This window comes from Actinomycetospora sp. C-140 (assembly GCF_054796175.1).
Genome location: NZ_JBTWNF010000013.1, coordinates 1 through 22,108 on the forward strand (window position 1 = coordinate 1; position 22,108 = coordinate 22,108).

The following is a 22,108-nucleotide window of genomic DNA, read 5'->3' on the forward strand; positions in this document are numbered from 1 at the left end:
CGAGGCACTCCCCGGGTCGTGGGCGCGCCCCCCGCGGGCGCGGCGGCGGGGGGGCGGGGCCCCGGGCCCCCCCCGGCGGGGGGGGGGGGGGGGGGGGGGGGGGGGGTGGCCCGGGGGGCCCCCGGGTTTTTGGCGCGGGGGGGCGGGTTGGGGCGCCCCCAACTGCTCACATGACCGGAGGTCACATGGTGGGTGCGTCGGCGTTGCTCGGCGTCGTCTTCTGCGACGTGATGTCGTGGAAGTTGCGCGTGATGTACTCCGCGCTGCGGCAGGCGAGCGCACCGATCGTGGACGTCGGGTTCACCGCGCCGCCGGTCGTGAGCGTGCTGCCGTCGACGACGAACAGGTTGGGCAGGTCCCAGGTCTGGCACCACTTGTTGAGCACCGAGTCGTCGGGGGTGTTGCCCATCCGACAGGTGCCCATGAGGTGCCAGGCCGGCGGCGGGTAGAGCACGCCGGTGTCGTTCGTCTCGGTCGCCCCGACCGCGCGGGTGGCCTCGAAGATCTTGTCGATGCCGTACTTCGCGAGCGCGATGTCGTTCGGGTGCAGCTCGTAGTTCACGTGCGCGGCCGGCAGGCCCGACGAGTCCTTGACCTCCGGGTCGAGCGTGACCGCGTTCGACTCCACCGGCAGGTCCTCGCCGAACATGAACACCATGAGGTGGTTGGCGAAGTGGCCGTCGAAGAACTCACGGTGCTTCTCGCCCCACGGCGCGGTGAAGCCGGTGTGCGTGCCCATCGCGGCGTAGGCCGGGCCGAAACTGCGCGCCACCTGCATGCCGAAGCCGTTGACGAATCCCCGGCTCATGTCGGTGTGGTAGAACTCGTGCGAGTACAGGGGCGCGCCGAACGAGCCCTTGAATCCCTCGACGGGCTCGTCGAACCACGAGTCGCAGAACGCGAACACGTGGTGCATGAGGTACTTCCCGACGATCCCGTTCGAGTTCGCCAGCCCGTTCGGGAAGTCCTTCTGCGCACTCTGCAGCAGCAGGCGTGGCGAGCCGATGCCGTTGGCGGCGAGGATCACGATCTTGGCGCGGACCTCGTGGCGCTCGCCGGTGTTGCGGTCGATGTAGGTGGCGCCGGTCGCGCGGCCGTTCTCGGCGTTGATCGTCTCGACCCGCGCCATCGTGCGCAGGTCCGCGCCGTAGCGGATCGCGTAGGGCCAGTGCGCATTCGCCGGGGTCGACAGCGAGCCCGTCGGGCTGCCCGAGAGCTCGTTGCCCATCGCCTGGTCGGCCTCGCGGTTCTCCCGCGGGACGGTGATGACCGCATTGTCCGAGGGCCACCAGTGCCAGCCCAGGTCCCGCGACGCCTTGGCGTACTTCAGGCCCAGCTTGCCGGGCAGCACCTCCGGGTCGCGGACGGCCTGCTTGCGGTCCGGGTACGACGGGTCACCGATGCGCCCGGAGATCCCGTAGATCTCGTCGTTCTCGTCGTAGAACGGGGCGAGGTCCTCGTAGGAGATCGGCCAGTCGATCGTGCCCTCGAGGCCGTGCTCGGTGCCCTTGCGGAAGTCGACGGGCTTGTAGCGCGGCCAGTGGCCTGCGTAGTGCACCGTCGACCCACCGACGTTGTTCATCATGTACGGCGTGGTGGTGCCGGTGACCGGATAGTCCTCCGGCAGCTGGCGCACGTTGGGGTCGTAGGCCCACCCGCGCTGCTTCTCGAGCTCCCACTCGTCGTGGTAGTGCGGGTGGTCGGTCGGCTTGACCCACGGGCCCTGCTCCAGGCAGACCACCTTGAGGCCGGCCTTGGCCAGCTTGAGCGCGTTGCCCGCCCCGCCGGGGCCCGCCCCGATGATCAGGACGTCGGTCTCCTCGTACGTCGCCATGGTGCGCTCCTCACTTCGTCCAGGACAGCTGGGACAGGTCGACGCGGACGACGTCCTCGGTCTCGAGGTAGGAGCCGTTCTCCTGCGCCTGCGTCAGCAGCTCCTCGTCCCAGGGCTCCGTGGTCTGCAGGTAGCCGTAGGGCAGCGGCGGACCGTGGTAGTCGCGGCCGGCCGGGAGGTTGCGGTTGATCGCCTGCGTGACGACCGGCCGTGAGTAGTAGCCGTAGTAGACGAGCGCCCGCAGCTGCTCGAACAGCGGGTCCTCGGCCTTCTCCAGCGCCGCGATCGCGGCCGTGCGGTCGGCGACGGACCCGTCGACGAACGCCTGGCCGAGCCGGTCGAGACCGGCCGCGAAGTCGTCCTGGTTGGCGAACGGGAAGTGCTTGTTCTGGTAGCCGCTCGGCGTGACATAGCGACCGACGAACGTCACGAGGTCGAGCTCGCTCGCGGTCGGCCAGTCCGGGTGCGGCGGGATGATCGTGTCCGCGGCCGCGTCGATCACCGCCGCCTGCAGGTCGGTGAACCGGACCGGGTTCTGCAGCCCGCCGAGCCGAGGCCGGCCGGTCTCGAAGTAGCCGCCCGCCTCCCCCGGCGTGGCCGTGGTCTCCGGAGCGCCGAACGGTGCCGGCTTCTCTCCCAGTGCGTCGTTCACGAGGATCTCCTCTCTGGTGGAAGGTCTCGCGCCTCTACAGCGGCGCGCCGGCCCAGTCGGTCGCCGCACGCAGCGGGTCGAGGTTGACGGTGACGTGCTTGACCTGCGTGTAGCCGTGGACGGCCTCCAGGCCCTCGTCGCGGCCGTTCCCGCTCTGCTTGTGACCGCCGTGCGGGGTCATCGGCAGCTCGCCGAACCAGTCGTTGATCATCACGCCGCCGACCTGCAGCCGGCGGGCGGTGGAGAGCAGCGCGGTGATGTCCTTGCCGAGCAGCACCGCGAACAGGCCGTAGATCGAGTCGTTCACGGCCTCGACGAGCTCGTCCTCGGTGGTGAAGGTGAACACCGAGGCGACCGGTCCGAAGATCTCCTCCTTCGCGATCCGCGCGGAGCTCGGGACCCCCGTGAAGACGGTCGGCTCGACGAAGTAGCCGTTGTCGTCGGTGCCGGCCGGACGACCGCCGCCGTAGAAGAGCGTGCCTTCCGACTTGCCGATCTCGATGTACTCGGTGACGCGGTCGTACTGCTTCTTCGAGACCAGTGGGCCCATCTGCGTCCCGTCGGCGAACCCGTCGCCGACCTGGGTCTGGTCGAGCCGTGCGGTGAGCTTGGCCAGGAACTCCTGCTCGACGTCGGCGTGCACGAACAGCCGGGTCCCGGCGACGCAGACCTGCCCGGTGTGCGAGCAGAAGCCCTGCACGGCGACCTCGACGGCCTCGTCGAGGTCGGCATCGGCGAAGACCACCGTCGGCGACTTCCCGCCGAGCTCGAGATTGACCTGGGCGATGTGGTCGGCGGCGAGCTTGGAGATCTGCTTGCCGGTCTCGGTGGAGCCGGTGAAGGTGATGCCCGCGACGTCGGGGTGCGCGGCGAGCGCGGCACCGGCCTCGCCGCCGTAGCCCGTGACGACGTTGAACACGCCGTCGGGGAAGCCCGCCTCGGAGACCAGCTCGGCGAACTTCAGCGCCGAGAGCGACGTGTCCTCGGCCGGCTTGACCACGCAGGTGTTGCCCAGCGCGAGCGCCGGCGCGCACGAGCGCACCAGGATCAGCAGCGGGTAGTTCCACGGCACGATGTGGGCCGTCACGCCGAGCGGCTCGAGCAGCGTGAACGAGAGCTTGTTGCCCGGCACCTCGATGGTGCGCCCGCCCACCTTGTCCGCGATGCTCGCGAAGTAGTCGAGCCAGATCGGGATGGCGCCGACCAGTTCCTGCGCCTTGGCGAGGTAGTGGCCGGAGTCGAGCGCCTCGAGGCGCGCGAGCTCCTCGGCGTTCTCGGTGACCTTCTCGGCGAGCGCGCGCAACAGTGCGGCGCGGCCGAGGGCATCGGTGAACTGCCAGTCGACAGCGGCGGCCTTCGCGGCCGCCACGGCGCGGTCGACGTCGGCGGAGTCACCGCGCGGGACCTCCCCGATCGCCGCGCCGGTGTTCGGGTCGACGGTGGGGAACGTCGACGACGCCGACACCCAGTCGCCGCCGATGAACATCTGCGCGTGCTGGGCCGTGCGTGCGGTCGTGTCGAGCGTCAGGGACATGGAGTGGGCCACCTCGCTGTGGGCTGTGCTGAGTGGGTCCGGGTGGGTGATGTGAGCAGTTGGCGCCTCTATCAGGGCGCCCACTGCTCACACAGGGGTCAGCGCTTCGTGTGCTCGCGCTCGTCGACGACGCGGCGGGACTTGTGCTCGGCGCGTTCGAGGGTGTTGGCGTCGACCGACTCGAAGGTCACGCGGACGCCGAGGAACGACTGCAGGCCGGAGCCGGTGCTCTTCTCGAACTCCTCGCGCCGGCCCTCGGGATGGGTCGTCTCGGCGCGGACGATCATCTCGTCCATGACGCCGGTGCGGCGCACGATGATCTGGTGCTCGCCGCCGTACCCGTCGACGCCGCGCAGGTAGTTGTCGACCTCGGTGGGGTACACGTTCTCGCCGCGGATGTGGATCATGTCGTCGATCCGGCCGTAGACCCCGTCGGGCAGCTTCGGGTAGGTGCGCCCGCAGGGGTTGTCCTCCAGCACCCAGCGCGTGAGGTCGTTCGACGCGAGCCGGATCATCGGCTGCGACGTGCGCTCGAGGTGCGTGTAGACCGGCGTGCCCTCGGAGCCGAACGGCACGGTGCGGAACGAGTCGGGGTCGCAGACCTCGTGCCAGACGATGTCCTGCCAGAGCAGCATGCCGTCCGGCGTCTCCGCCGTGGCCGACGCCGACATGAACGGCGTCATCTCGGCCATCGTCCCGCAGTCGATCACCGTCGCGCCGAACGCGTCCTCGATGGCCTTGCGCACGGTCGGCACCGACGCCCCGGGCTCCCCGGAGAAGAACATGACCTTCAGACCGAACTCGCGCGGGTCGATCTTCTCCTGCTCGGCGACCTCGGCCAGGCGCAGGGCGTACGACGGCGTCGCGTAGAACGCGGTCGGCTTGAGCCGGGCCAGCCAGTTCACCGCGCGGGAGGTCATGCCCTGCGCGCCGGCCCCGAACGGGAGCACCCGGCAGCGCAGCCGCTCCGCGCCCGCCATCGCGCCCCACGAGCCGAGGTAGAGGCTGAACAGGGCGGCGACGAACACGGTGTCACCGGGGCGCACGCCCATCCCCCACAGGATGCGGGCGTGATTGTCGGCGATGACCTCCCAGTCGCGGCGGCCGATGCCGAAGGCGGTGGGCTGGCCGGTGGTGCCCGACGTGCCGTGGATGTGGTGCACGTCGGTGGGCTCGATGCACAGGTAGTCGCCGAAGGGCGGGTGCTCGGCCTGCGCCTCGCGCATCTCGGCCTTGGTGACGACGGGGACCTGCTCGAAGGCCTCCCACGACGTGATGTCGGCGGGCTTGCAGTCCACCGCGTCCCACTTGTTCTTGTAGAACGACGAGGTCGAGTACGCGTACTCCATGACCTCGCGCAGCCGCGGGAGGATCGCGGCGTTGCGCTCCTCGGGGTCCATCGTCTCGCGGTGCGGGAACCAGTAGGGCGACGACGGGTCGGGCAGGTAGTCCTGGTCGTAGCCCGCCGGGAAGTGCCACTCCTCCATCTGCGCGCTCATCTCAGACCTTCCTCCGCTCGATCTCGGCGTCGTTCCAGGGCGTGAGGGCCTGGTAGTCGGGCACGAATCCCAGGCCCTTGTCGGCGTCGGGGGACGGCGCGTCGCGGCTGGTCACGACGTCGACGACGGCCGGTGCGTTCTCGAGCGCACGCCGGAGGGCGTCCGGGAGCTCCGCGGGGTCGGTGACGCGCTCGCCGTGCGCGCCGAGGCTGCGGCCCAGCGCCGCGTAGTCGGAGAAGTCGAGCTCGGTGCCGACCACCAGCCCGTAGTTCTCCTGCTGGTCGTAGCGCTCGATGTTCCACGCGGCGTTGTTGGAGACGATCACGACGATCTTCGCGCCGTGCCGGACCGCGGTGTCGATGTCGGTGGCCGTGATGCCGAAGGCGCCGTCGCCGGTGACGGTGACGACGGGGCGCTCGGGGTGGGCCAGCGCGGCGGCGATCGCGAACGGCGTGCCGACGCCCAGGCAGCCGAAGGCACCGGGGTCGAGGTAGCGCGCGCAGCGGGTGATCCCGAGGCGTGCGAACGACAGCAGGTCGCCGCCGTCCGCGACCATGATCGTCTCGCCGAGGTCGAGGCTCGGGGTCCCGTCGAGGGCGTCGAGCGCGGCGAAGATGCGGTTGGGGTGCATGCGCCCGTCGGAGCCGGCCGGCGTCTCGGCCAGGGTCGCCTTGTACTCCGCCGAGCGCTTCTCGTGCTTGGCGCGCAGCTCGTCGCGCCAGCTCGTGTCGGGCGTGTGGCCCTCGAGGGCGGCGGTCAGCGCGGTCATCGCGGCGGCCGGGTCGGCCAGGATCTCGACCTCGCCGCGGCGGTTGTCGATGAGCTCGCTGGCGGTGTCGGCGATCCGTACGACCGTGGCGTTCCGGAAGACCGCCGGCGAGCCGAAGCCCAGCTGGTAGTCGAGCTGGCGGCCCACCGTGATGAGCAGGTCGCAGTCGCGCATCACCGCCGAGCGGGCCGATCCGACGCCCGCGGGGTGGTCCGCGGGGACGAGGCCGCGGGACTCCTGGGTGTCGAGGTACGCGGCACCGCTGGCGTCGAGGAAGCGGACCAGCTCGCGCCCGTCGGTGACGCGGGCGCCCCGACCGCTGATGACCGCGGGCTTCCTCGCGCTCCGGACGAGGTCGGCCACCGCCGCGACGTCGTCGGGGTGCGGTTGCGGGCGCCGGCGGGGCTTGGCCCGCAGGTGCTCGTCGGTGACGAGCGCGGGCGCGACCTCCTGGCGCAGCACGTCGGTAGGGATCTCGACGTAGACCGGGCCGGGCTCGCCGCGGTCGCCGGACGCGCGGGCCCAGGCCTCGTCGAGCTCGCGCAGGACCTGGTCGTGCTGGCGCAGCGTGCGCGACAGCCGGGTGACGGGGGCGAGGATCTCGGTGTGCGGGATGTCCTGCAGCGGCCCCATGTTGGCCTGCGGGCGGGGCGGGCAGCCGCCGAAGACGAGCAGTGGGATGCGGCTGATCGACGCGTTCGCGACGGCGGTGACGGTGTTGGTCACGCCCGGCCCGGCGGTCACGAGCGCGACGGCGGTCTCGCCGGTGAGCTCGGAGTGGGCGTGCGCCATGTGCACGGCCGAGCCCTCGTCGCGCACGTCGACGATGCGCACGCCGAGCCGCGCGAGCTGGTCCCAGACCGGCTGGATGTGGCCGCCCTGCAGCCCGAAGACTCGATCGACGCCGTGGTCGCGGAAGAACCGCGCGACCAGGTCCGCAACGACGACGGGGCCGTTCTCCGCCATCCGCTCCTCCTTCTCGAGACAGTCCGGGCGCGGAGCGGCCGGTTGGCCCGTGTGACCGGGGGCATTCCGTCTCCGCTTCCCGTGATCGGCGCCACGTGACCGCTCCCACACGTACCGTGCCGCATTCTGAATTCAGAAGTCAAGCGCGAGGGGCAGATCCGCGATCCGGCCAGGCGCTACGCTGGGCAGTCGGAACACCGACCGAGAAGGACCTCCGAGGAGGATCCGTGCCGCTCGCGGAGCCGAGCCGGGGCAGCGTCCGGGGACGATGCCCATGACGGCGCTCCCGACTCCCCCGTCCCGCACCGAGCAGGTGTTCGACGCCATCGTCGACGACATCTGCACCGGCAAGCTGACGCCGGGGACCCCCCTGCGCCAGGAGCAGCTGGCGGGCCGCTTCAACGTCTCGCGCCAGCCCATCCAGCAGGCGCTCCTCCTGCTGCGCAACCAGGGCCTGGTCCGCGAGTTCGGCCGGCGAGGGCTCGAGGTCGCCCCTCTGGACCGCGAGTTCGTCAGCCACCTCTACGACCTGCGCGAGCTGCTCGACGGCTACGCGGCACGCCTCGCCGCGGAACGGCGCTCCGAGTCGTGGCTGGCCGACGCCGCCGGGATCGTCGACCTGGGCGAGCGGGCCTTCGCCGACCGGGCCTTCGCGCGGATGATCTCCGCCGACGTCGAGTTCCACCGCGCCGTCGTGGAGGCCGCCGGCAACCCGCTGCTCACCGAGAGCACCGCGGTGATGTGGCGCAACGTCCAGCGCGTCATGGGCGAGGTCCTGCTCCAGGGCGGCTCGCCGGCGTGGGTGTGGGAGGACCACGCGGCGATCCTCGACGCGATCACCCGCGGCGACGCGGCGCACGCCGAGGAGCTGGCCCGCCGCCACGCCGCCCACGGCGAGCAGCTGATCCTCGACGCGATGGGGCACGCGGGCGACGACGCCGCCGACGCCTGACGGGCGTTAGCCGCCCTCGAGCGCCGCGGCGCGGCGTTCGCGTGGCGTCACCCCGAAGGCCCGCCGGAACCGCCGGGAGAAGTGCCCGGCGTCGCGGAAGCCCCACTCGTGGGCGATCGTGGCGACCGACTTGTGGGCGGACCCCGGGCGGCCGAGCTCGTCGTGGGCGGCGTCGAGACGCCGCGTGATGATCGTCTGCTCGAGGCTGGTCCCCGCGCCCGCGAAGAGACCGAACAGCCGGCGGCGCGAGATGTTGTGCACCGCGGCGATCTCGTCCGGCCCGAGGTCCGCGTCGCGGAGGCGCTGGCGCACGAACTCGTGGATGCGCACGAGGAGGGTCTCGTCGTGGACCGAACGGGCCGACGACGCCGAGCGCTCACCCGCCGCCGTCGTCGCGAGCAGGGCCCGGACGAGGTCGATGCTCGCGGCGCCGATCGCGGCCGCCTGGTCGCCGGCGGCCAACCGATCCGCCTCACCGAACAGGTCCACGACGTGCCGGCTCACGAGGGTGGCGAGCGGACTCGTGTCGAGCACGGCCGACGCGGCACGAACGGTGTCGACGGGCAGCCCGAGCGCGTCGAGGGGCACCTGGAGGGCCCGTGACGCACCGTGGTCGCCCAGGAGAACGCGAACGGGGCCGTGAGGTCGACCATCATCAGCCCGCCGGGCGGCACGGAGCGCCGACCCCCGAACTGCTCGTGACGAGCCGTGCTCTGCTCCTGGACCGCGAGCGCGACGATCGGCGCCTCGTCCCGCCGCGCCCGCCGGGCGTCCCTCGACATCGCCATCCCGGACGAGGCGCTGCGGAAGAGGTGCAGCCTACCGAGCTGCCAGAGCTCCATGCGCGCGTGGAGCTCGTCGTGCGGGGCGAGGGTCACCGTCGCGGCGCTGGACTCGGCCATGAGTGTCGCGACCAGCTCGGCGCGCTCGGCCGCGGGGGCGTCCCGGGAGTCGAGCACGAGCATGGCCACTCAGAGTAGACGACAGGTCCCGCCGTGAACGGCACGGAAGGACAACAGTCGCGCACGCTGGGACAACTCCGGCGCTGATCCTCTACCTATCGTCACGAACGACCCATCACGCTCCGCCGATCGGGCCACCGACGACGAAGGGCCGCCCATGAGCACCACCCCCGACACGATCGTCCTCGTCCACGGCTTCTGGGTGACGCCGCGCTCGTGGGAGCAGTGGATCGCGCACTACGAGGCGAAGGGCTACCGGGTGCTCGCCCCGGCCTACCCCGGATTCGAGGCCGAGGTCGAGTCGCTCAACGCCGATCCCGCGCCCGTCGAGGCCGTCACGATCCCGGCCATCGTCGAGCACCTCGAGGAGGTCCTCCGGGGGCTCTCCTCCCCGCCGATCATCATCGGGCACTCCGCCGGCGGGGCGTTCACCCAGATCCTGCTCGACCACGGGTTCGGCGCCGCGGGCGTGGCGCTCAACTCGGCGCCGACCGAGGGCGTGCCGGTCGTGCCGCTCTCGCAGGTGAAGGCGACGTTCCCGGTGCTCAAGAACCCCGCGAACCGGCACCGCGCCGTGCGCTACGACTTCGAGCACTGGAACTACGCGTTCACCAACACCTTCCCCGAGGCCGAGGCCCGCGCCCTCTACGAGCGCTACGCCGTGCCGGTCTCCGGGCGCATCCTGTTCGAGAGTGCGCTCGCGAACCTCACCCCGGGCCACCAGGGCACCTGGGTGGACTACAGCAACGAGGACCGGGCGCCCCTGCTGTTCGTCGCCGGCAGCCGGGACCACATCATGCCGCCGAAGGTCCAGTGGTCGAACGCCGCGCACTATCGGGCGCAGAGCACCGTCACCGAGGTCGTCGAGTTCGGGAGCAAGCCCCACCTGCTCCCTGCGGCCCCCGGCTGGGAGGAGATCGCCGACCACGTCCTCGCCTGGGCCGTCCGCCACGCGACCACGCCGCCCGTCCCCGTCGCGTCCGCACCCGCGCCCGCGCCCGCCGAGCCCGTGAGCGTCTGACGCGGGTCATCCGGCTCGGGTGATGCGGGCGGCCGCACCGGACGGAAGGGTCGCGGCGTCCCGTTCGTCCGACTCCGGGGGGACCGATGGTCGTCGCGGGCGCGCCACCGGATGCCGATGCGCCGGTGCGCGGACCGGGCGGATGGGTCCGCTTCCTCGTCGGGTTCGCCGTGCTCTGGGCGGTGCTCCAGGCCGCGGCGTCGCTGGACCCGTCGGCCCGCGGCGGGCTGCTCGTCCTGGCGGTCGTCCTCATCGCCGCGGTGGTCGTCGAGCGGGTGCAGCACGGTCCCGGGGGCGCGCTGCGCCGGCTGGGGCTCGGACGCCCCGGGGCACGGGCGCTGGTCGTCGCCGCGGTCGTCGCCGGACTCGTCCTGCTCGTCTATCCGCTGACCGGCGTCGTCACGGGGACGCCGGTCGCGCTGCGCGCCGACTGGGTGTGGGTGCTCGTCGGGCTGTTCGCACTGCACGGCGTCGCCGAGGAGGTCGTCTGGCGGGGCTACGCGTTCCGGCGGCTGCGCGTCGGACGGTCGTTCCCCGCGGCGGTGGCGTGGACGATGCCGCTGCTCGCCGCCACCCATGTCCCGATCCTGGTCACCTCGGGCCCGGCCGTGGGCCTGGGCGCGATGGCCGTCGCCGCGACGACCACGGTGCCGTTCGCGTACCTCTTCGAGACGGGCCGCGGCACGGTGTGGGCGCCGGCGCTGGTCCACACGGCGATCGACTCCTTCAAGCTCGTGCTGATCCCGCCCGCCGCGGTGACGACCTTCTCGCTGCTGCTCGTCGGGGTCTCGCTCGTGGTGCCGCTGCTGGCGCTCGCCGTGCCCCGTCGCGTGCTGGTCGGCTGACGTGCTCGCCGCCCTCGGCCTGCTGGCCGCCGTCGTCGCCACCGCGCTGTGGTCGGGGCTCCTGCTGATGCTCACCACGGTGCTGCACCCGGTGTACTCCGGGATGGACGGGCCGGGTTTCGCCGACGGGATGGGCCGGTTCCTGCCGGTCGCGCGCCGCTCGCCCACGAACTACGTGCTCGTCGCGGCGATGGTGCTCGCCCCGGTCGTGGCGCTGGTGGCGCTGCCGGTCGGGACGCTGTTCGTGCTCACCGCCCTCGGCCTCGTGCTGATCGTCGCCGAGCCTCTGCTGACCTCCCGGTTCGGTGCCGAACCGACCTACGAGGTGATCCTTGCCTGGGATCCCGCCGCTCCGCCGCCGGACTGGCGCGACGCCCGCGCCCGCTGGCGGCGCCTCAACTGGATCCGTGCCGCGGCGACCTGGGCCGCCCTCGCGCTGTTCCTCGTCGCCGCCTGGCTGCACCTCACCTGATCTGCACGGGAGACCCCATGCACACCACCGACGCGATCGTCGTCGGGGCCGGGCCGACCGGTCTCATGCTCGCCGCCGAGCTGGCCCTCGGCGGGGTGCGCTGCCGGGTGCTGGAACGCCGCGCGGAGACGTCGAACCTCACCCGCGCCTTCGCCGTCCACGCCCGCACCCTCGAGCTGCTCGACGCCCGTGGGCTCGCCGACGAGCTCCTGCCGCGCGGCATCCCGGTCCGGGAGATCGCCCCCGCCCCGGGCGCGACCGTCGACCTCCGCGAGCTCGACTCCCGCTACCCGATGATCCTCATCGCCCCGCAGAGCGCCACCGAGCGGGTCCTGGAGCGACGCTGTGCCGAGCTCGGCGTCGAGATCGTCCGCGGCGTCGAGGTGACCGGGCTGCGCCAGACCGACGAGCGCGTGGTCCTCGACCTCGCCGACGGCGACCACGCCGCGGCGCGCTGGGTCGTCGGCTGCGACGGCGCGCACAGCGCGGTCCGCGACCTCGTCGGCGTCCCGTTCACGGGTGCCGAGTACGAGACGCACATCCTGCTCGCCGACGTCCGCCTGGCCGCGCCGCCCGAGGAGGCGATGTTCGCCGAGACCGGCGCCGCGGGCGCGGTGATCGTGGTCCCGTTCGGCGACGGCTGGTTCCGCGCGATCGCGTGGGACCGCGAGCGCGAGCAGGTCCCGCTCGACGTGCCGCTGCCGATGGACGAGATGCGCGCCGCGTTCCGCCGCATCGCCGGCACGGACTTCGGGATGCTCGAGCAGCGCTGGAGCACCCGGTTCCTCTCCGAGCGTCGTCAGGCCGCGCGTTACCGGGTCGGCCGGGTGCTGCTCGCCGGCGACGCCGCCCACGTGCACTCGCCGCTGGGCGGTCAGGGCATGAACACCGGCCTCGGCGACGCGGTGAACCTCGGGTGGAAGCTCGCCGCGGAGTTCCACGGCCGGGCGCCGCGCCGGCTCGTCGACAGCTACCAGACCGAACGCCAGCGCGTCGGTGCCCAGGTCCTCGCGCTCACCGACGCGTTCAACAACCTCGTGCTGGGCTACTCCCGCGTCCGCAAGGTCCTCCAGACCGCGGCCATCCGCACGATCGTGCGGGTCGGCCCGGCCCGGCGGACGCTCGTGGGCCGGCTCAGCGGGATCGGGATCTCCTACCCGCGCGACCGGCACGCGCACCCCTGGGCGGCCCGGCGCGCGCCCGACCTCGCCTGCGCGCCGGACCGCCTCTACGTCCTGCTCCGCGAGGGCCGCTTCGTGCTCGTCGACGCGACCGTGTCCGGGGCCACCGCCGAGGCGATCGGCGACGGGCCCACCGTCCGCGCGGTCCGGGGCACGACGGCGACGGGGCAACCCGACGTCCTGCTCGTGCGGCCCGACGGGTACGTCGCGTGGGCCGGCGACGACGGCCCCGAGCTCGTCGCGCGCGCACGCGACGCCGTCCGGACGTGGTGCGGGTCGGCGCCCGAGCACGTCTCCTGAGTCGGGTCAGGCCGTGGCGTCGCGGTGCACGCCGAGCAGGTGGCGGTAGGTCGCGGCACTCAGACCGATCATGTTCCGCTCGTCGTCGGTGGTCTCCCGACGCACCTTGCCGGGGACGCCCGCGACCAGCGAGTTCGGCGGCACGACCACGCCCTGCGAGATCACCGCGCCCGCGGCGACGACGGATCCCCGGCCCACCACGGCGCCGTTCATGATCACCGCGCCCATCCCGACGAGGCAGTCGTCCTCGACGGTGCAGCCGTGGACGACGGCGCGGTGCCCGACGGTGACGTTGCTGCCGATCGCGGCGGGGAAGCCGGGGTCGGCGTGGACGACGGTGCCGTCCTGGATGCTCGTGCCCTCCCCCACCGTCACCTCGGCGGTGTCGGCGCGCACCACGGCCGTGTACCAGACACCGGTCTCGGTCCCGATCGTGACGCGGCCCGCGACGACCGCGCCGGGCGCGACCCACGCTCCCTCGGCGATCGCCGGGGTGTGGCCGTCGACGGTGATCAGCTGCACGGCGCGCATCCTCCCAGCCGTGCGGCCGAGCCTCGCGCGGGTGTCGCAGCGAACGGGTATCTCGTGCGCATAGAAGCAGCGAACGGGGCGTTCGCTGCGTTCCGGGGACCGTCAGCCGGCGGGCACACGCTGCGACCAGGTGCCGTCACGCGGGCGGGCGGTCCGGAGTTCGTCAGCCGGCGGCGGGGCGGCTCGCGCGCAGACGCTCGCACCAGCGCCCGGCGCCGGCATCGGTGAGCACCGCGACCTGGTCGACCACCACGCGCAGCCGCCCGGCGTCGTCGGCGGCGGCCTCCCACGCGGGGACGAAGGCCGGGTCGAGGGCGTGCGGGGCGCCGGCGACGAGGCGCTCGACCAGCTCGGTGACGAGGGCCCGCTGGCGCTGCTGCACGGCGAGGCGGGCGGGGTCGCGCATCACCCAGCGCAGCGCGGCGGCCTTGAGCACGGCGACCTCGGCACCGATGGGCGCGGGGATCACCAGGTCCGCCCCGTGACCGGCGGGGACGAGCTCGTCGCCGAGCGCGTCGCGGGTGGCGTCGACGGTGCCGGCGACGAAGCGGCCGACGAGCTCGCTGGTCAACCGCTTGAGCGCCGCCGTCGCCGCCAGGGAGCCGTCGTGGGCGCCGTGGGCCGCGGCCGCCCGGACGGCGGGCAGCTCGGCCAGCACCCCGGCGGCGTGCTCGAGGTCGGACCGCGGTGCGGCGGAGAACGCCTCGGCGGCCAGCGCCGCGAGCTCGGCGCGCTCGACGGGGCTCGCGAGCCAGCCCAGCACGATGCGCCCGGCGAGGATGCCGTCCTCGAGGTCGTGCACGGAGTAGGCGACGTCGTCGGCCCAGTCCATGATCTGCGCCTCGACGCAGCGACGGTCGGCGGGCGCGCCCTCGCGCACCCAGGTGAACACCGGCAGGTCGTCGGCGTAGACACCGAACTTGCGCTGTCCTCCTCGTCGCCTCCACGGGTACTTGAGGCACGCGTCGAGGACCGCGCGGGTCAGGTTGAGCCCGCGGCACCGGTCGTCGTCGAGCACCTTGGGCTCGAGCCGCGTGAGGATCCGCAGCGTCTGCGCATTGCCCTCGAACCCCCCGGCGTCGGCGGCCAGCTCGTGCAACGCCCGCTCGCCGTTGTGCCCGAACGGGGGGTGGCCGATGTCGTGGGCCAGGCCCGCGGTGTCGACGACGTCCGGGTCGGCGCCCAGGTCCTCGGCCATCCCGCGCCCGATCTGGGCGACCTCCAGCGAGTGCGTCAGGCGGGTGCGCGGGACGCCGGTCACCGCCGCGTCCTCGTCGGGGCCGACGACCTGGGTCTTGCCCGCGAGGCGGCGCAGGGCCGCGGAGTGCAGGACGCGCCCGCGGTCCCGGGCGAACGGCGAGCGCCGGTCGCGGCCGGGCTTGGGGGCCTCGTCGAACAACCGCGCGCCGCGGTGCCCCGGGGTGCCCGGCGTCGTCACGGCTAGCCCACGCCGGTGTCGGAGAAGTCGGTGGACCCGTGGGTGAGGTGGTAGTAGATCAACGCGCCGGTCTCGCGCACGATGTAGCGGAACTGGGTCTCGCGGGTCTGGACCACCGGCCCGCGCTTGGTCGGCGACGTCGTGGCGTCGAGGCCGACGTCGTCCGCCATCGTCCGCGACCGCAGCGAGTGCCACGGATCGCTGACCAGCACCGCCGAGGACCACCCGCGCTGCTCCGCGACGTTCGCGACGGCCTCGAAGCTCTCGTAGGTGTCGCGGCCGTCGTCGACCGGCAGCAGCGCCTGCCCCGGGACGCCGTTCTCGACGAGCCACTGCTCGCCGGCCTGGGCCTCGGTGAACGCGTCGCCGGGCGCGGCGCCGCCGACCGTGACGATCCGGGGCGCGACACCCTGCTCGTACAGCTCGAGGGCGTGCTGCAGGCGCGCCCGGAACACCGGGGACGGGCGGCCGTCGTACTGCGCGGCCCCGAGGACGACGATCATGTCCACGGGCTGGCGCTCGTCGACCCGGCCGAGTTGCCAGACCCGGACCGCCGTGCCGCCGACCAGCAGCACCGCGACGACGAGCGCGCCGACGACCACCCGTGGCGCCCAGCGCAGCGCGGCGCGGGTGGTGCTCGGCGGGTCGGGGGCGGGGCGGGGGCCGGCGGGGGAGGTGGGACGGCTCATGCGCCGATGGGTCCCGCCGAGCGGCCCAGCACCGACGGGTCGCGTCCGCTGCGGGCAGCGAGGACCTCGGCGACGATCGAGACGGCGGTCTCCGCGGGCGTCCGGGCGCCCAGGTCGAGCCCGACCGGGCCGTGGATGCGCTCCAGCTCGGCCTCGGTGACACCGGCGCCGAGCAGGCGCTCGCGCCGCGCCGCCTGGGTGCGCCGCGACCCGAGCGCGCCGAGGAAGCCCCGGCCCTTCAGCCCCGTGCGCAGGACCGCGTCGAAGGCGGGGTCGTGGTCGAGCAGGACGAGCACGTCGGCGTCGGTGAAGGCGGCGACGGCGGCGTCGGCCTCCTCGACGGTGTCCGCGCGCCCCGCCGCCCACCCGAGCAGCCCGGCCTGCGCGGCGAGCGCGTCGGCGATCGCCCCCGGGCCGACGATCACCACGGTCGGCACGGGCACCCAGACGTCGACGAGCACGTCGGCGCCCGCCTCGAGCGTCGCACGCTCGGTGACCGTGGCCCCGCGCCGCAGCAGCGTCCGGGCGTGGGAAGCGGCGGCGGCGTCGACCGCGGCGAAGCCCAGCGAGCCCTCGACCGCGTCGAGCTCGCCGCCGGTCAGGGCCATCGACGCGGAGCCGTCCGCCCGCGACACGAGCGCGGCCGGCACGCCGTCGGCGAAGGCCGCCGCCAGCGCCCGCGCCGGGGCGGCGTCGAGCGGGTGCCCCAGCAGCGTCGCCCCGCCGGCGCAGGCCAACCCGGCGGCGACGGCGTCGTCCTCGGCGACGTGCGCCTCGATCGTCGCCGGACCCGACCGCGCGTCCCGCGCCAGGGCCTCGGCGCGCGCGTCGAGCGCGCCGCGCAGCAGCCCCCCGCCGAGCGAGCCGTCGGCGCCGGCGACCAGCAACTGACCGGGCTCGACGGTGCCGAACCCGTGCCGGTCGAGCACGCGCACCACCGCCCGGGCCTCGTCGCCCCGCGCCAGCACCCCGGCCACCTCGCTGCGGTCGCTCACGCCGTCCAGGGTAGGCGAGCGCGGCTCAGCAACCGATGAGGCGGGCGCCCAGGTAGGACTCGAGCTGGTCGAGTGCCACGCGCTCCTGCGTCATCTCGTCGCGGTGGCGGACGGTGGCCGCCTGGTCGTTCAGCGAGTCGAAGTCGACGGTGACGCAGAACGGTGTGCCGATCTCGTCCTGACGGCGGTAGCGGCGCCCGATCGCGCCGGCGTCGTCGAACTCGACGTTCCAGTGGCGACGCAGCCGGGCGGCGACGTCGCGGGCCACCGGCGAGAGGTCGGCGTTGCGCGACAGCGGCAGCACCGCGGCCTTGACCGGTGCCAGCCGGGGGTCGAGGCGCAGCACGGTGCGCTTGTCGACGCCGCCCTTGGCGTTCGGGGCCTCGTCCTCGGTGTAGGCCTCGAGCAGGAACGTCATCAGCGAGCGCCCCACACCGGCGGCGGGCTCGATGACGTACGGGCGGTAGCGCGAGTCGGTGGCCTGGTCGTAGTAGGACAGGTCGACGCCCGAGTGGTTGGAGTGCGTCGTCAGGTCGAAGTCGGTGCGGTTGGCGATGCCCTCGAGCTCGCCCCACTCCTGCCCGGCGTTGAAGCCGAAGCGGTACTCGATGTCGACGGTGCGCTTCGAGTAGTGGGAGAGCTTCTCCTTGGGGTGCTCGTAGTGCCGCAGGTTGTCCGCGGAGATCCCCAGGTCGGTGTACCAGCGCGTGCGCTCGTCGATCCAGTACTGGTGCCACTGCTCGTCGGAGCCGGGCTCGACGAAGAACTCCATCTCCATCTGCTCGAACTCGCGCGTGCGGAAGATGAAGTTGCCGGGCGTGATCTCGTTGCGGAAGCTCTTGCCGACCTGGCCGATGCCGAACGGCGGCTTCTTGCGCGACGTCGACATCACGTTGGCGAAGTTGACGAAGATGCCCTGCGCGGTCTCGGGGCGCAGGTAGTGCAGCCCCTCCTCGGACTCCACCGGGCCGAGGTAGGTCTTGAGCATCATGTTGAACTCGCGCGGCGGGGTGTACTCGCCGCGCACGCCGCAGTTCGGGCACGGGACGCCCGAGAGGTCGTAGAGCGTGTTCCCGTCGGCGTCGGTCGACTCCAGCGACGGGCCGCCGGTGCGCTCGGCGAAGTCCTCGGCGAGCTGGTCGGCGCGGAAGCGGCGGTGGCAGTTGGTGCACTCGACCAGCGGGTCGGTGAACACGTCCACGTGGCCCGAGGCGACCCAGACCTGGCGCGGGAGGATGACGCTGGAGTCGAGCCCGACGACGTCGTCGCGGCCGTTGACGACGGCCTTCCACCACTGGCGCTTGAGGTTCTCCTTGACCTCGACGCCGAGCGGGCCGTAGTCCCACGCCGACCGGGTGCCGCCGTAGATCTCCCCGGACGGGAACACGAAACCGCGGCGCTTGCAGAGGTTGACCACGGTCTCGATGCGGGCGCTGCCGGTGGGGGTGGGCACGGTGGAACTCCGGGGAATCGCAGGTGGATCACGCTGGCCTCGCCTGGCTGGCGGGTACACCCAGCGTAGCGAGCGGCGGGTCAGCGATCGGAGAGCAGGCTCGGGTGCTCGGTGACGCCGTCGGGACCGGCGACGAGGGCGCGCTCGTGGGCGGCGGGCTCGTCGGTCAGCGCCTCGGAGAGCAGCGGGACGACGTGCTCGCGGACGTCGAAGGGCTGCAGCGCGCGCCGGTAGGAGGTGACCGTGGTGAACCGGGCGACGAGCACCCAGCGCCCCGGTTCCTCGATCGCGCGGCCGAGGTCCACGCTCTCGCAGCCCGGCTGGGCGGCCAGCAGCGCGACCGCCCGGCGCGCGCGCTCGAGGAACGGCTCCGCGCTCCCCTCCCCCGGCGCGAAGCGACAGACCAGCAGCATCGGGCCCTCCTGTCCCCCGTCGATCGACAACGGATGCCATTATCGGAAGGGAGCACTCGACGAGCAGCGGGAGGTATCCGTGAGCGGTCGCGGACCGGGACGGGCGCGCTCCCCCTTCGCGCGTCGCCGCGGACGCATGGTGCCCGGCGACGGCCCGCTCGCGCGCGTGCCCCCGGTCGCGGTGTTCGCGGTCGTGGCGGTCGTCTTCGCGGCCGGGGTGATCATCGGCGGGTTCACCGGCGCGGTGCTCCTCGGCGCCCTCGCGATCGCCGTGGCCGTCCTGCTCGCCACCACGTGGCCGCGGCTGACCCCCGCCGAGCGGGCGGTGCGCGTGCTCGTCCTCGCGATCCTCGTGGCGATCACCGTCGGGCTGGTCGTGCGATGAGCGCGCCGCCCGGCCGGACCGCGGTTCCCGACCTCCCGGTCGTCCACGACGACGACACCCACGACGTCCCCGCGCCGGAGATCCCCGCGTCCGTCGCGCTCGCCGCCGCGGGCGACCTGCTGCGGGCCCTCGCCGCCCCGGTGCGCATCGCGATCGTGCTGCAGCTGCGCGCCTCGCCGCGCTGCGTCCACGAGCTGGTCGACGCGCTCGCCGTGACCCAGCCGCTGATCAGCCAGCACCTGCGCGTCCTCAAGGCCGCCGGCGTGGTGCGCGGCGACCGGCGCGGGCGCGAGGTCGTCTACCGCCTCGTCGACGACCACCTCGCGCACATCGTCGTCGACGCCGTCGCCCACGTGGAGGAGGAGTCGTGACGGCCTCCGGCTCGCGCGCCCCGTCGGTGCCCGGGCTGCGCGCGACGCGCCAGCGGGCCGCGATCGCCGGGCTGCTCGACGAGCTCGACGACTTCCGCTCGGCCCAGGAGATCCACGAGGAGCTCCGGCGCCGCGGCGAGGGCATCGGCCTGACCACGGTGTACCGCACCCTGCAGGCCCTCGCCGACGCCGACGAGGTCGACGTCCTGCGCACGGGCACCGGCGAGGCGTCCTACCGCCGCTGCTCCGAGCACCACCACCATCACCTCGTCTGCCGCGCGTGCGGCAAGACCATCGAGGTCGAGGGCCCGGCCGTCGAGCACTGGGCCGACCGCGTCGCCACCCAGCACGGGTTCGCCGAGATCTCGCACACCGTGGAGATCCTCGGCATCTGCGCCGACTGCCGCGCCGCTGCGCCCCGCTGAGCGCACGCACACGGGGTGTGCGAGCAATGCGGCTTTCCTGGCGTGTGACGCCAGGATCGCCACAGGCTCGCTGACGTGACACGCCGGGAGGTGCGCCCGGGGCGGCGACGTCGACGCCGACCGTCGTCGAGGGGCACGTTCGGCAGCCGCGCGACCCCGATGATCATGCACAGCGTGCCTCTCGGCACGCCTCGGGGAACCCGCTCCGGAGCGAAGGCCTCCCTCGCTGCGTCCGACGCAGTGAGGGCGTCCCTCGCTCCCCCACCCACGCCCGAGCCAGCGGCGTCGACCCCACACGCCGGGAGCCGGGCCCCCGCGGGGACCCGGCTCCCTGGATCGTGCGTGTCTACTCCCGGTCGGCGCTCGGACGACCCGCCGGTTCGGCCTGGGCGCCCGGGCCCGTGTCGACGACCTCGGTGCCACCCGGGTCGTCGTCCTTGGGCACCGCACGGGCCTGGGCCCGCGCCTCCTCCGGGTCCGCCGGCACGACGGGGGTCTCACCCGTCGAGAACGGGTCCTGCACGCCGTAGACCTCGGCGTACGTCGGCCCGGTCGCCTCGCCGTTGGCCTGGCGCCTGGCGCTCGTGGCCGGGAAGGCCTGGACGCGCAGGTAGAAGTCCTCGCCGTGCTTGTCGGTGCCGTGGTCGATGGCCTGCTCCATGACCTCGAGGCCCTTGCGCTCGCGCAGGACGATCGGGTCGTGGTTGAGGTCGCGCATGAACGCGATGCAGAGGAACACCATGATCACGACGAAGGGCGCCGCCACGAGGATCGTGAGGCTCTGCAGGCCCGACAGCGCGTCCTCGCCACCGACGAGCAGCATGATGATCGCGACCGCGCCCATCGTGGAACCCCAGAAGATGACCACCCAGCGCGAGGGCTCGTCGGTGCCGCGCTGCGAGAGCGTGCCGGTGACGATCGACGCGGCGTCGGCGCCGGAGACGAAGAAGATCGCCACCAGGACCATCACGAGCAGCCCGGTGAACGTCGCCCACGGGTAGGCCTGCAGGACGGCGAAGAGCTGCTGCTCGGTGCCCGCGGCGGCCGGGTCGAGGCCCGCCTGCTGCTGGCTGATCGCCGTGCCGCCGAAGATCGCGAACCACACGAGGCTCACGAGGCTCGGCACCAGGATCACGCCGCCGACGAACTGGCGGATCGTGCGGCCCCGGCTGATCTTCGCCAGGAACATGCCGACGAAGGGCGTCCAGGAGATCCACCAGGCCCAGTAGAAGACCGTCCAGCTGCTGAGCCAGTCGAGCATCGCGGTGCCGCCGGTGGCCTCGGTGCGCCCGACCATCTCGGCGAAGTCGCCGAAGTACGCGCCGACCGCGGTCGGCAGCAGGTCGAGGATGATCACCGTCGGGCCGACGACGAACACGAACAGCGCCAGCACGCCGGCCAGCACCATGTTGATGTTCGACAGCCACTGGATGCCCTTGGCGACGCCGGAGACGGCCGAGAGCACGAACGCCGCGGTGAGCACCACGATCAGCGGGACGAGGACCTCGTTGCCCGCGCCGGGCAGGAAGCCCGTGGCGTCGAGCCCGCCGCCGATCTGCAGGGCGCCGAGACCCAGCGACGCGGCGGAGCCGAAGATCGTCGCGAAGATCGCGATGATGTCGATGACCCGGCCGACGGTGCCGTTGGCGGCCTTCTCGCCGATGAGCGGGATGAACGCCGAGCTGATCAGCTGGCGTCGCCCCTTGCGGAACGTCGAGTACGCGATCGCGAGGCCGACCACCGCGTAGATCGCCCACGGGTGCAGCGTCCAGTGGAACAGCGAGGTCGCCATGGCCGTGCGCAGGGCCTCGACCTGGTCGCCGGGCGGCGCCGAGCCGGGCGGCGGCTCGGTGAAGAACGAGAGCGGCTCGGCCACGCCGTAGAACATCAGCCCGATGCCCATGCCGGCGCTGAACATCATGGCGATCCACGAGACCGTACGGAACTCGGGCTGCTCGTCGTCACGACCGAGCTTGATCTTGCCGAAGCGGCTGAAGGCCAACCAGAGCGCGAACACCACGAAGCCGGTGGCGGCGAGGATGAAGCCCCAGCCACCCCCGCGGATGAGCCCCTCGAGCATCGCGCCCGAGATCGTGCTGAGGCTCTCGGTGCCGACCACACCCCACACGACGAAGATCACGGCGAGCGCCGCGCCCACGCCGAACACGACCCAGTCGGTGCCGTGCCTCCTGTCCGCTGCGGAGGCGGCCCCCGTGGTCGCGGGCTCCTCCGGCTCGGCCGCCGACGGGCCCGGCGGTGACGAGAGATCCTGTGTCATCACGCGTCGCGTCTCCCGGCCGTGATCTCCACCGGGGACGCCCCTCCTCTCCGGATGGACGGCGGTCGGCGGAGTCTACGGGTCTTATGGGCAGATTCGTCCTGCTTTCGACAGATTCCTGACGTCTGTTGCGTCGCGCACAA

22 protein-coding genes are annotated in these 22,108 nt (G+C 73.1%); 8 read left to right on the plus strand and 14 right to left on the minus strand.

Annotated elements, in window-relative coordinates:
• Positions 1-181: 181 nt before the first annotated feature.
• From ACR9E3_RS20740 to ACR9E3_RS20760, 5 genes are all read right to left on the minus strand, one after another.
• Complete coding sequence (locus tag ACR9E3_RS20740) at positions 182-1,834, minus strand: GMC family oxidoreductase (RefSeq protein ID WP_460382423.1); 1,653 nt, start codon at positions 1,832-1,834, stop codon at positions 182-184.
• Between the two features lie 10 nt (positions 1,835-1,844).
• The gene (locus ACR9E3_RS20745; protein WP_460382424.1) at positions 1,845-2,486 is read right to left on the minus strand and encodes a gluconate 2-dehydrogenase subunit 3 family protein; all 642 of its coding nucleotides are present in this window, start codon (positions 2,484-2,486) and stop codon (positions 1,845-1,847) included.
• 34 nt (positions 2,487-2,520) lie between these two features.
• Complete coding sequence (locus tag ACR9E3_RS20750; RefSeq protein ID WP_460382425.1) at positions 2,521-4,020, minus strand: aldehyde dehydrogenase family protein; 1,500 nt, start codon at positions 4,018-4,020, stop codon at positions 2,521-2,523.
• Between the two features lie 98 nt (positions 4,021-4,118).
• Entirely contained in the window at positions 4,119-5,519 is a 1,401-nt protein-coding gene (locus tag ACR9E3_RS20755) for a phenylacetate--CoA ligase family protein (RefSeq protein WP_460382426.1), read from the minus strand.
• A gap of 1 nt (position 5,520) precedes the next feature.
• Positions 5,521-7,254, minus strand: coding sequence for a thiamine pyrophosphate-binding protein (locus ACR9E3_RS20760; protein ID WP_460382427.1), 1,734 nt, complete (start codon positions 7,252-7,254; stop codon positions 5,521-5,523).
• A 274-nt stretch (positions 7,255-7,528) separates the two neighbouring features.
• Here ACR9E3_RS20760 and ACR9E3_RS20765 point away from each other — a divergent pair, with 274 nt between their 5' ends.
• Positions 7,529-8,206, plus strand: a complete 678-nt coding sequence (locus tag ACR9E3_RS20765) for a GntR family transcriptional regulator (RefSeq protein WP_460382429.1) — start codon at positions 7,529-7,531, stop codon at positions 8,204-8,206.
• Positions 8,207-8,212: 6 nt separating this feature from the next.
• Here ACR9E3_RS20765 and ACR9E3_RS20770 read toward each other — a convergent pair whose 3' ends face one another.
• Together ACR9E3_RS20770 and ACR9E3_RS20775 are read right to left on the minus strand one after the other, a co-directional pair.
• A complete protein-coding gene (locus ACR9E3_RS20770; RefSeq protein ID WP_460382430.1) occupies positions 8,213-8,740 on the minus strand; it encodes a helix-turn-helix domain-containing protein in 528 nt (175 codons plus the stop codon).
• Complete coding sequence (locus ACR9E3_RS20775; protein WP_460382432.1) at positions 8,707-9,171, minus strand: AraC-like ligand-binding domain-containing protein; 465 nt, start codon at positions 9,169-9,171, stop codon at positions 8,707-8,709. The genes ACR9E3_RS20770 and ACR9E3_RS20775 overlap by 34 nt, the downstream gene beginning before the upstream one ends.
• 154 nt (positions 9,172-9,325) lie before the next feature.
• Here ACR9E3_RS20775 and ACR9E3_RS20780 point away from each other — a divergent pair, with 154 nt between their 5' ends.
• The 4 genes from ACR9E3_RS20780 to ACR9E3_RS20795 all read left to right on the plus strand — a co-directional run bounded on the left by ACR9E3_RS20780 (position 9,326) and on the right by ACR9E3_RS20795 (position 12,987).
• On the plus strand, positions 9,326-10,189 hold the full coding sequence (locus ACR9E3_RS20780; RefSeq protein ID WP_460382433.1) for an alpha/beta hydrolase: 864 nt from the start codon (positions 9,326-9,328) through the stop codon (positions 10,187-10,189).
• 125 nt (positions 10,190-10,314) lie between these two features.
• On the plus strand, positions 10,315-11,034 hold the full coding sequence (locus ACR9E3_RS20785; protein WP_460382434.1) for a lysostaphin resistance A-like protein: 720 nt from the start codon (positions 10,315-10,317) through the stop codon (positions 11,032-11,034).
• A 1-nt stretch (position 11,035) separates the two neighbouring features.
• Positions 11,036-11,506, plus strand: a complete 471-nt coding sequence (locus ACR9E3_RS20790; protein ID WP_460382435.1) for a hypothetical protein — start codon at positions 11,036-11,038, stop codon at positions 11,504-11,506.
• Between the two features lie 17 nt (positions 11,507-11,523).
• On the plus strand, positions 11,524-12,987 hold the full coding sequence (locus ACR9E3_RS20795; RefSeq protein WP_460382437.1) for an FAD-dependent monooxygenase: 1,464 nt from the start codon (positions 11,524-11,526) through the stop codon (positions 12,985-12,987).
• 6 nt (positions 12,988-12,993) lie between these two features.
• Here ACR9E3_RS20795 and ACR9E3_RS20800 read toward each other — a convergent pair whose 3' ends face one another.
• The 6 genes from ACR9E3_RS20800 to ACR9E3_RS20825 form a co-directional block, all read right to left on the minus strand.
• Positions 12,994-13,503, minus strand: a complete 510-nt coding sequence (locus ACR9E3_RS20800) for a gamma carbonic anhydrase family protein (RefSeq protein WP_460382607.1) — start codon at positions 13,501-13,503, stop codon at positions 12,994-12,996.
• A 178-nt stretch (positions 13,504-13,681) separates the two neighbouring features.
• A complete protein-coding gene (locus ACR9E3_RS20805; RefSeq protein WP_460382438.1) occupies positions 13,682-14,956 on the minus strand; it encodes a deoxyguanosinetriphosphate triphosphohydrolase in 1,275 nt (424 codons plus the stop codon).
• A gap of 2 nt (positions 14,957-14,958) precedes the next feature.
• Positions 14,959-15,645, minus strand: a complete 687-nt coding sequence (locus tag ACR9E3_RS20810) for a YdcF family protein (RefSeq protein ID WP_460382439.1) — start codon at positions 15,643-15,645, stop codon at positions 14,959-14,961.
• Positions 15,642-16,640 (minus strand): XdhC family protein, encoded by a 999-nt coding sequence (locus ACR9E3_RS20815; protein ID WP_460382440.1) that lies wholly within the window; start codon positions 16,638-16,640, stop codon positions 15,642-15,644. Before ACR9E3_RS20815 ends, ACR9E3_RS20810 begins: the two co-directional genes overlap by 4 nt.
• A 25-nt stretch (positions 16,641-16,665) precedes the next feature.
• The gene (locus tag ACR9E3_RS20820; protein ID WP_460382441.1) at positions 16,666-18,093 is read right to left on the minus strand and encodes a glycine--tRNA ligase; all 1,428 of its coding nucleotides are present in this window, start codon (positions 18,091-18,093) and stop codon (positions 16,666-16,668) included.
• 80 nt (positions 18,094-18,173) lie between these two features.
• Positions 18,174-18,506, minus strand: coding sequence for an antibiotic biosynthesis monooxygenase (locus ACR9E3_RS20825; protein WP_460382442.1), 333 nt, complete (start codon positions 18,504-18,506; stop codon positions 18,174-18,176).
• 79 nt (positions 18,507-18,585) lie between these two features.
• Here ACR9E3_RS20825 and ACR9E3_RS20830 point away from each other — a divergent pair, with 79 nt between their 5' ends.
• From ACR9E3_RS20830 to ACR9E3_RS20840, 3 genes are read left to right on the plus strand one after another with little or no spacing between them, the layout of a single operon-like run.
• The gene (locus ACR9E3_RS20830) at positions 18,586-18,891 is read left to right on the plus strand and encodes a DUF6703 family protein (RefSeq protein WP_460382443.1); all 306 of its coding nucleotides are present in this window, start codon (positions 18,586-18,588) and stop codon (positions 18,889-18,891) included.
• A complete protein-coding gene (locus ACR9E3_RS20835; RefSeq protein WP_460382444.1) occupies positions 18,888-19,262 on the plus strand; it encodes an ArsR/SmtB family transcription factor in 375 nt (124 codons plus the stop codon). Before ACR9E3_RS20830 ends, ACR9E3_RS20835 begins: the two co-directional genes overlap by 4 nt.
• Positions 19,259-19,687 (plus strand): Fur family transcriptional regulator, encoded by a 429-nt coding sequence (locus ACR9E3_RS20840; RefSeq protein WP_460382445.1) that lies wholly within the window; start codon positions 19,259-19,261, stop codon positions 19,685-19,687. Before ACR9E3_RS20835 ends, ACR9E3_RS20840 begins: the two co-directional genes overlap by 4 nt.
• 346 nt (positions 19,688-20,033) lie before the next feature.
• Here the strand turns inward: ACR9E3_RS20840 and ACR9E3_RS20845 are convergent, their stop codons facing one another.
• Entirely contained in the window at positions 20,034-21,965 is a 1,932-nt protein-coding gene (locus tag ACR9E3_RS20845; protein WP_460382608.1) for a BCCT family transporter, read from the minus strand.
• Positions 21,966-22,108 lie beyond the last annotated feature (143 nt).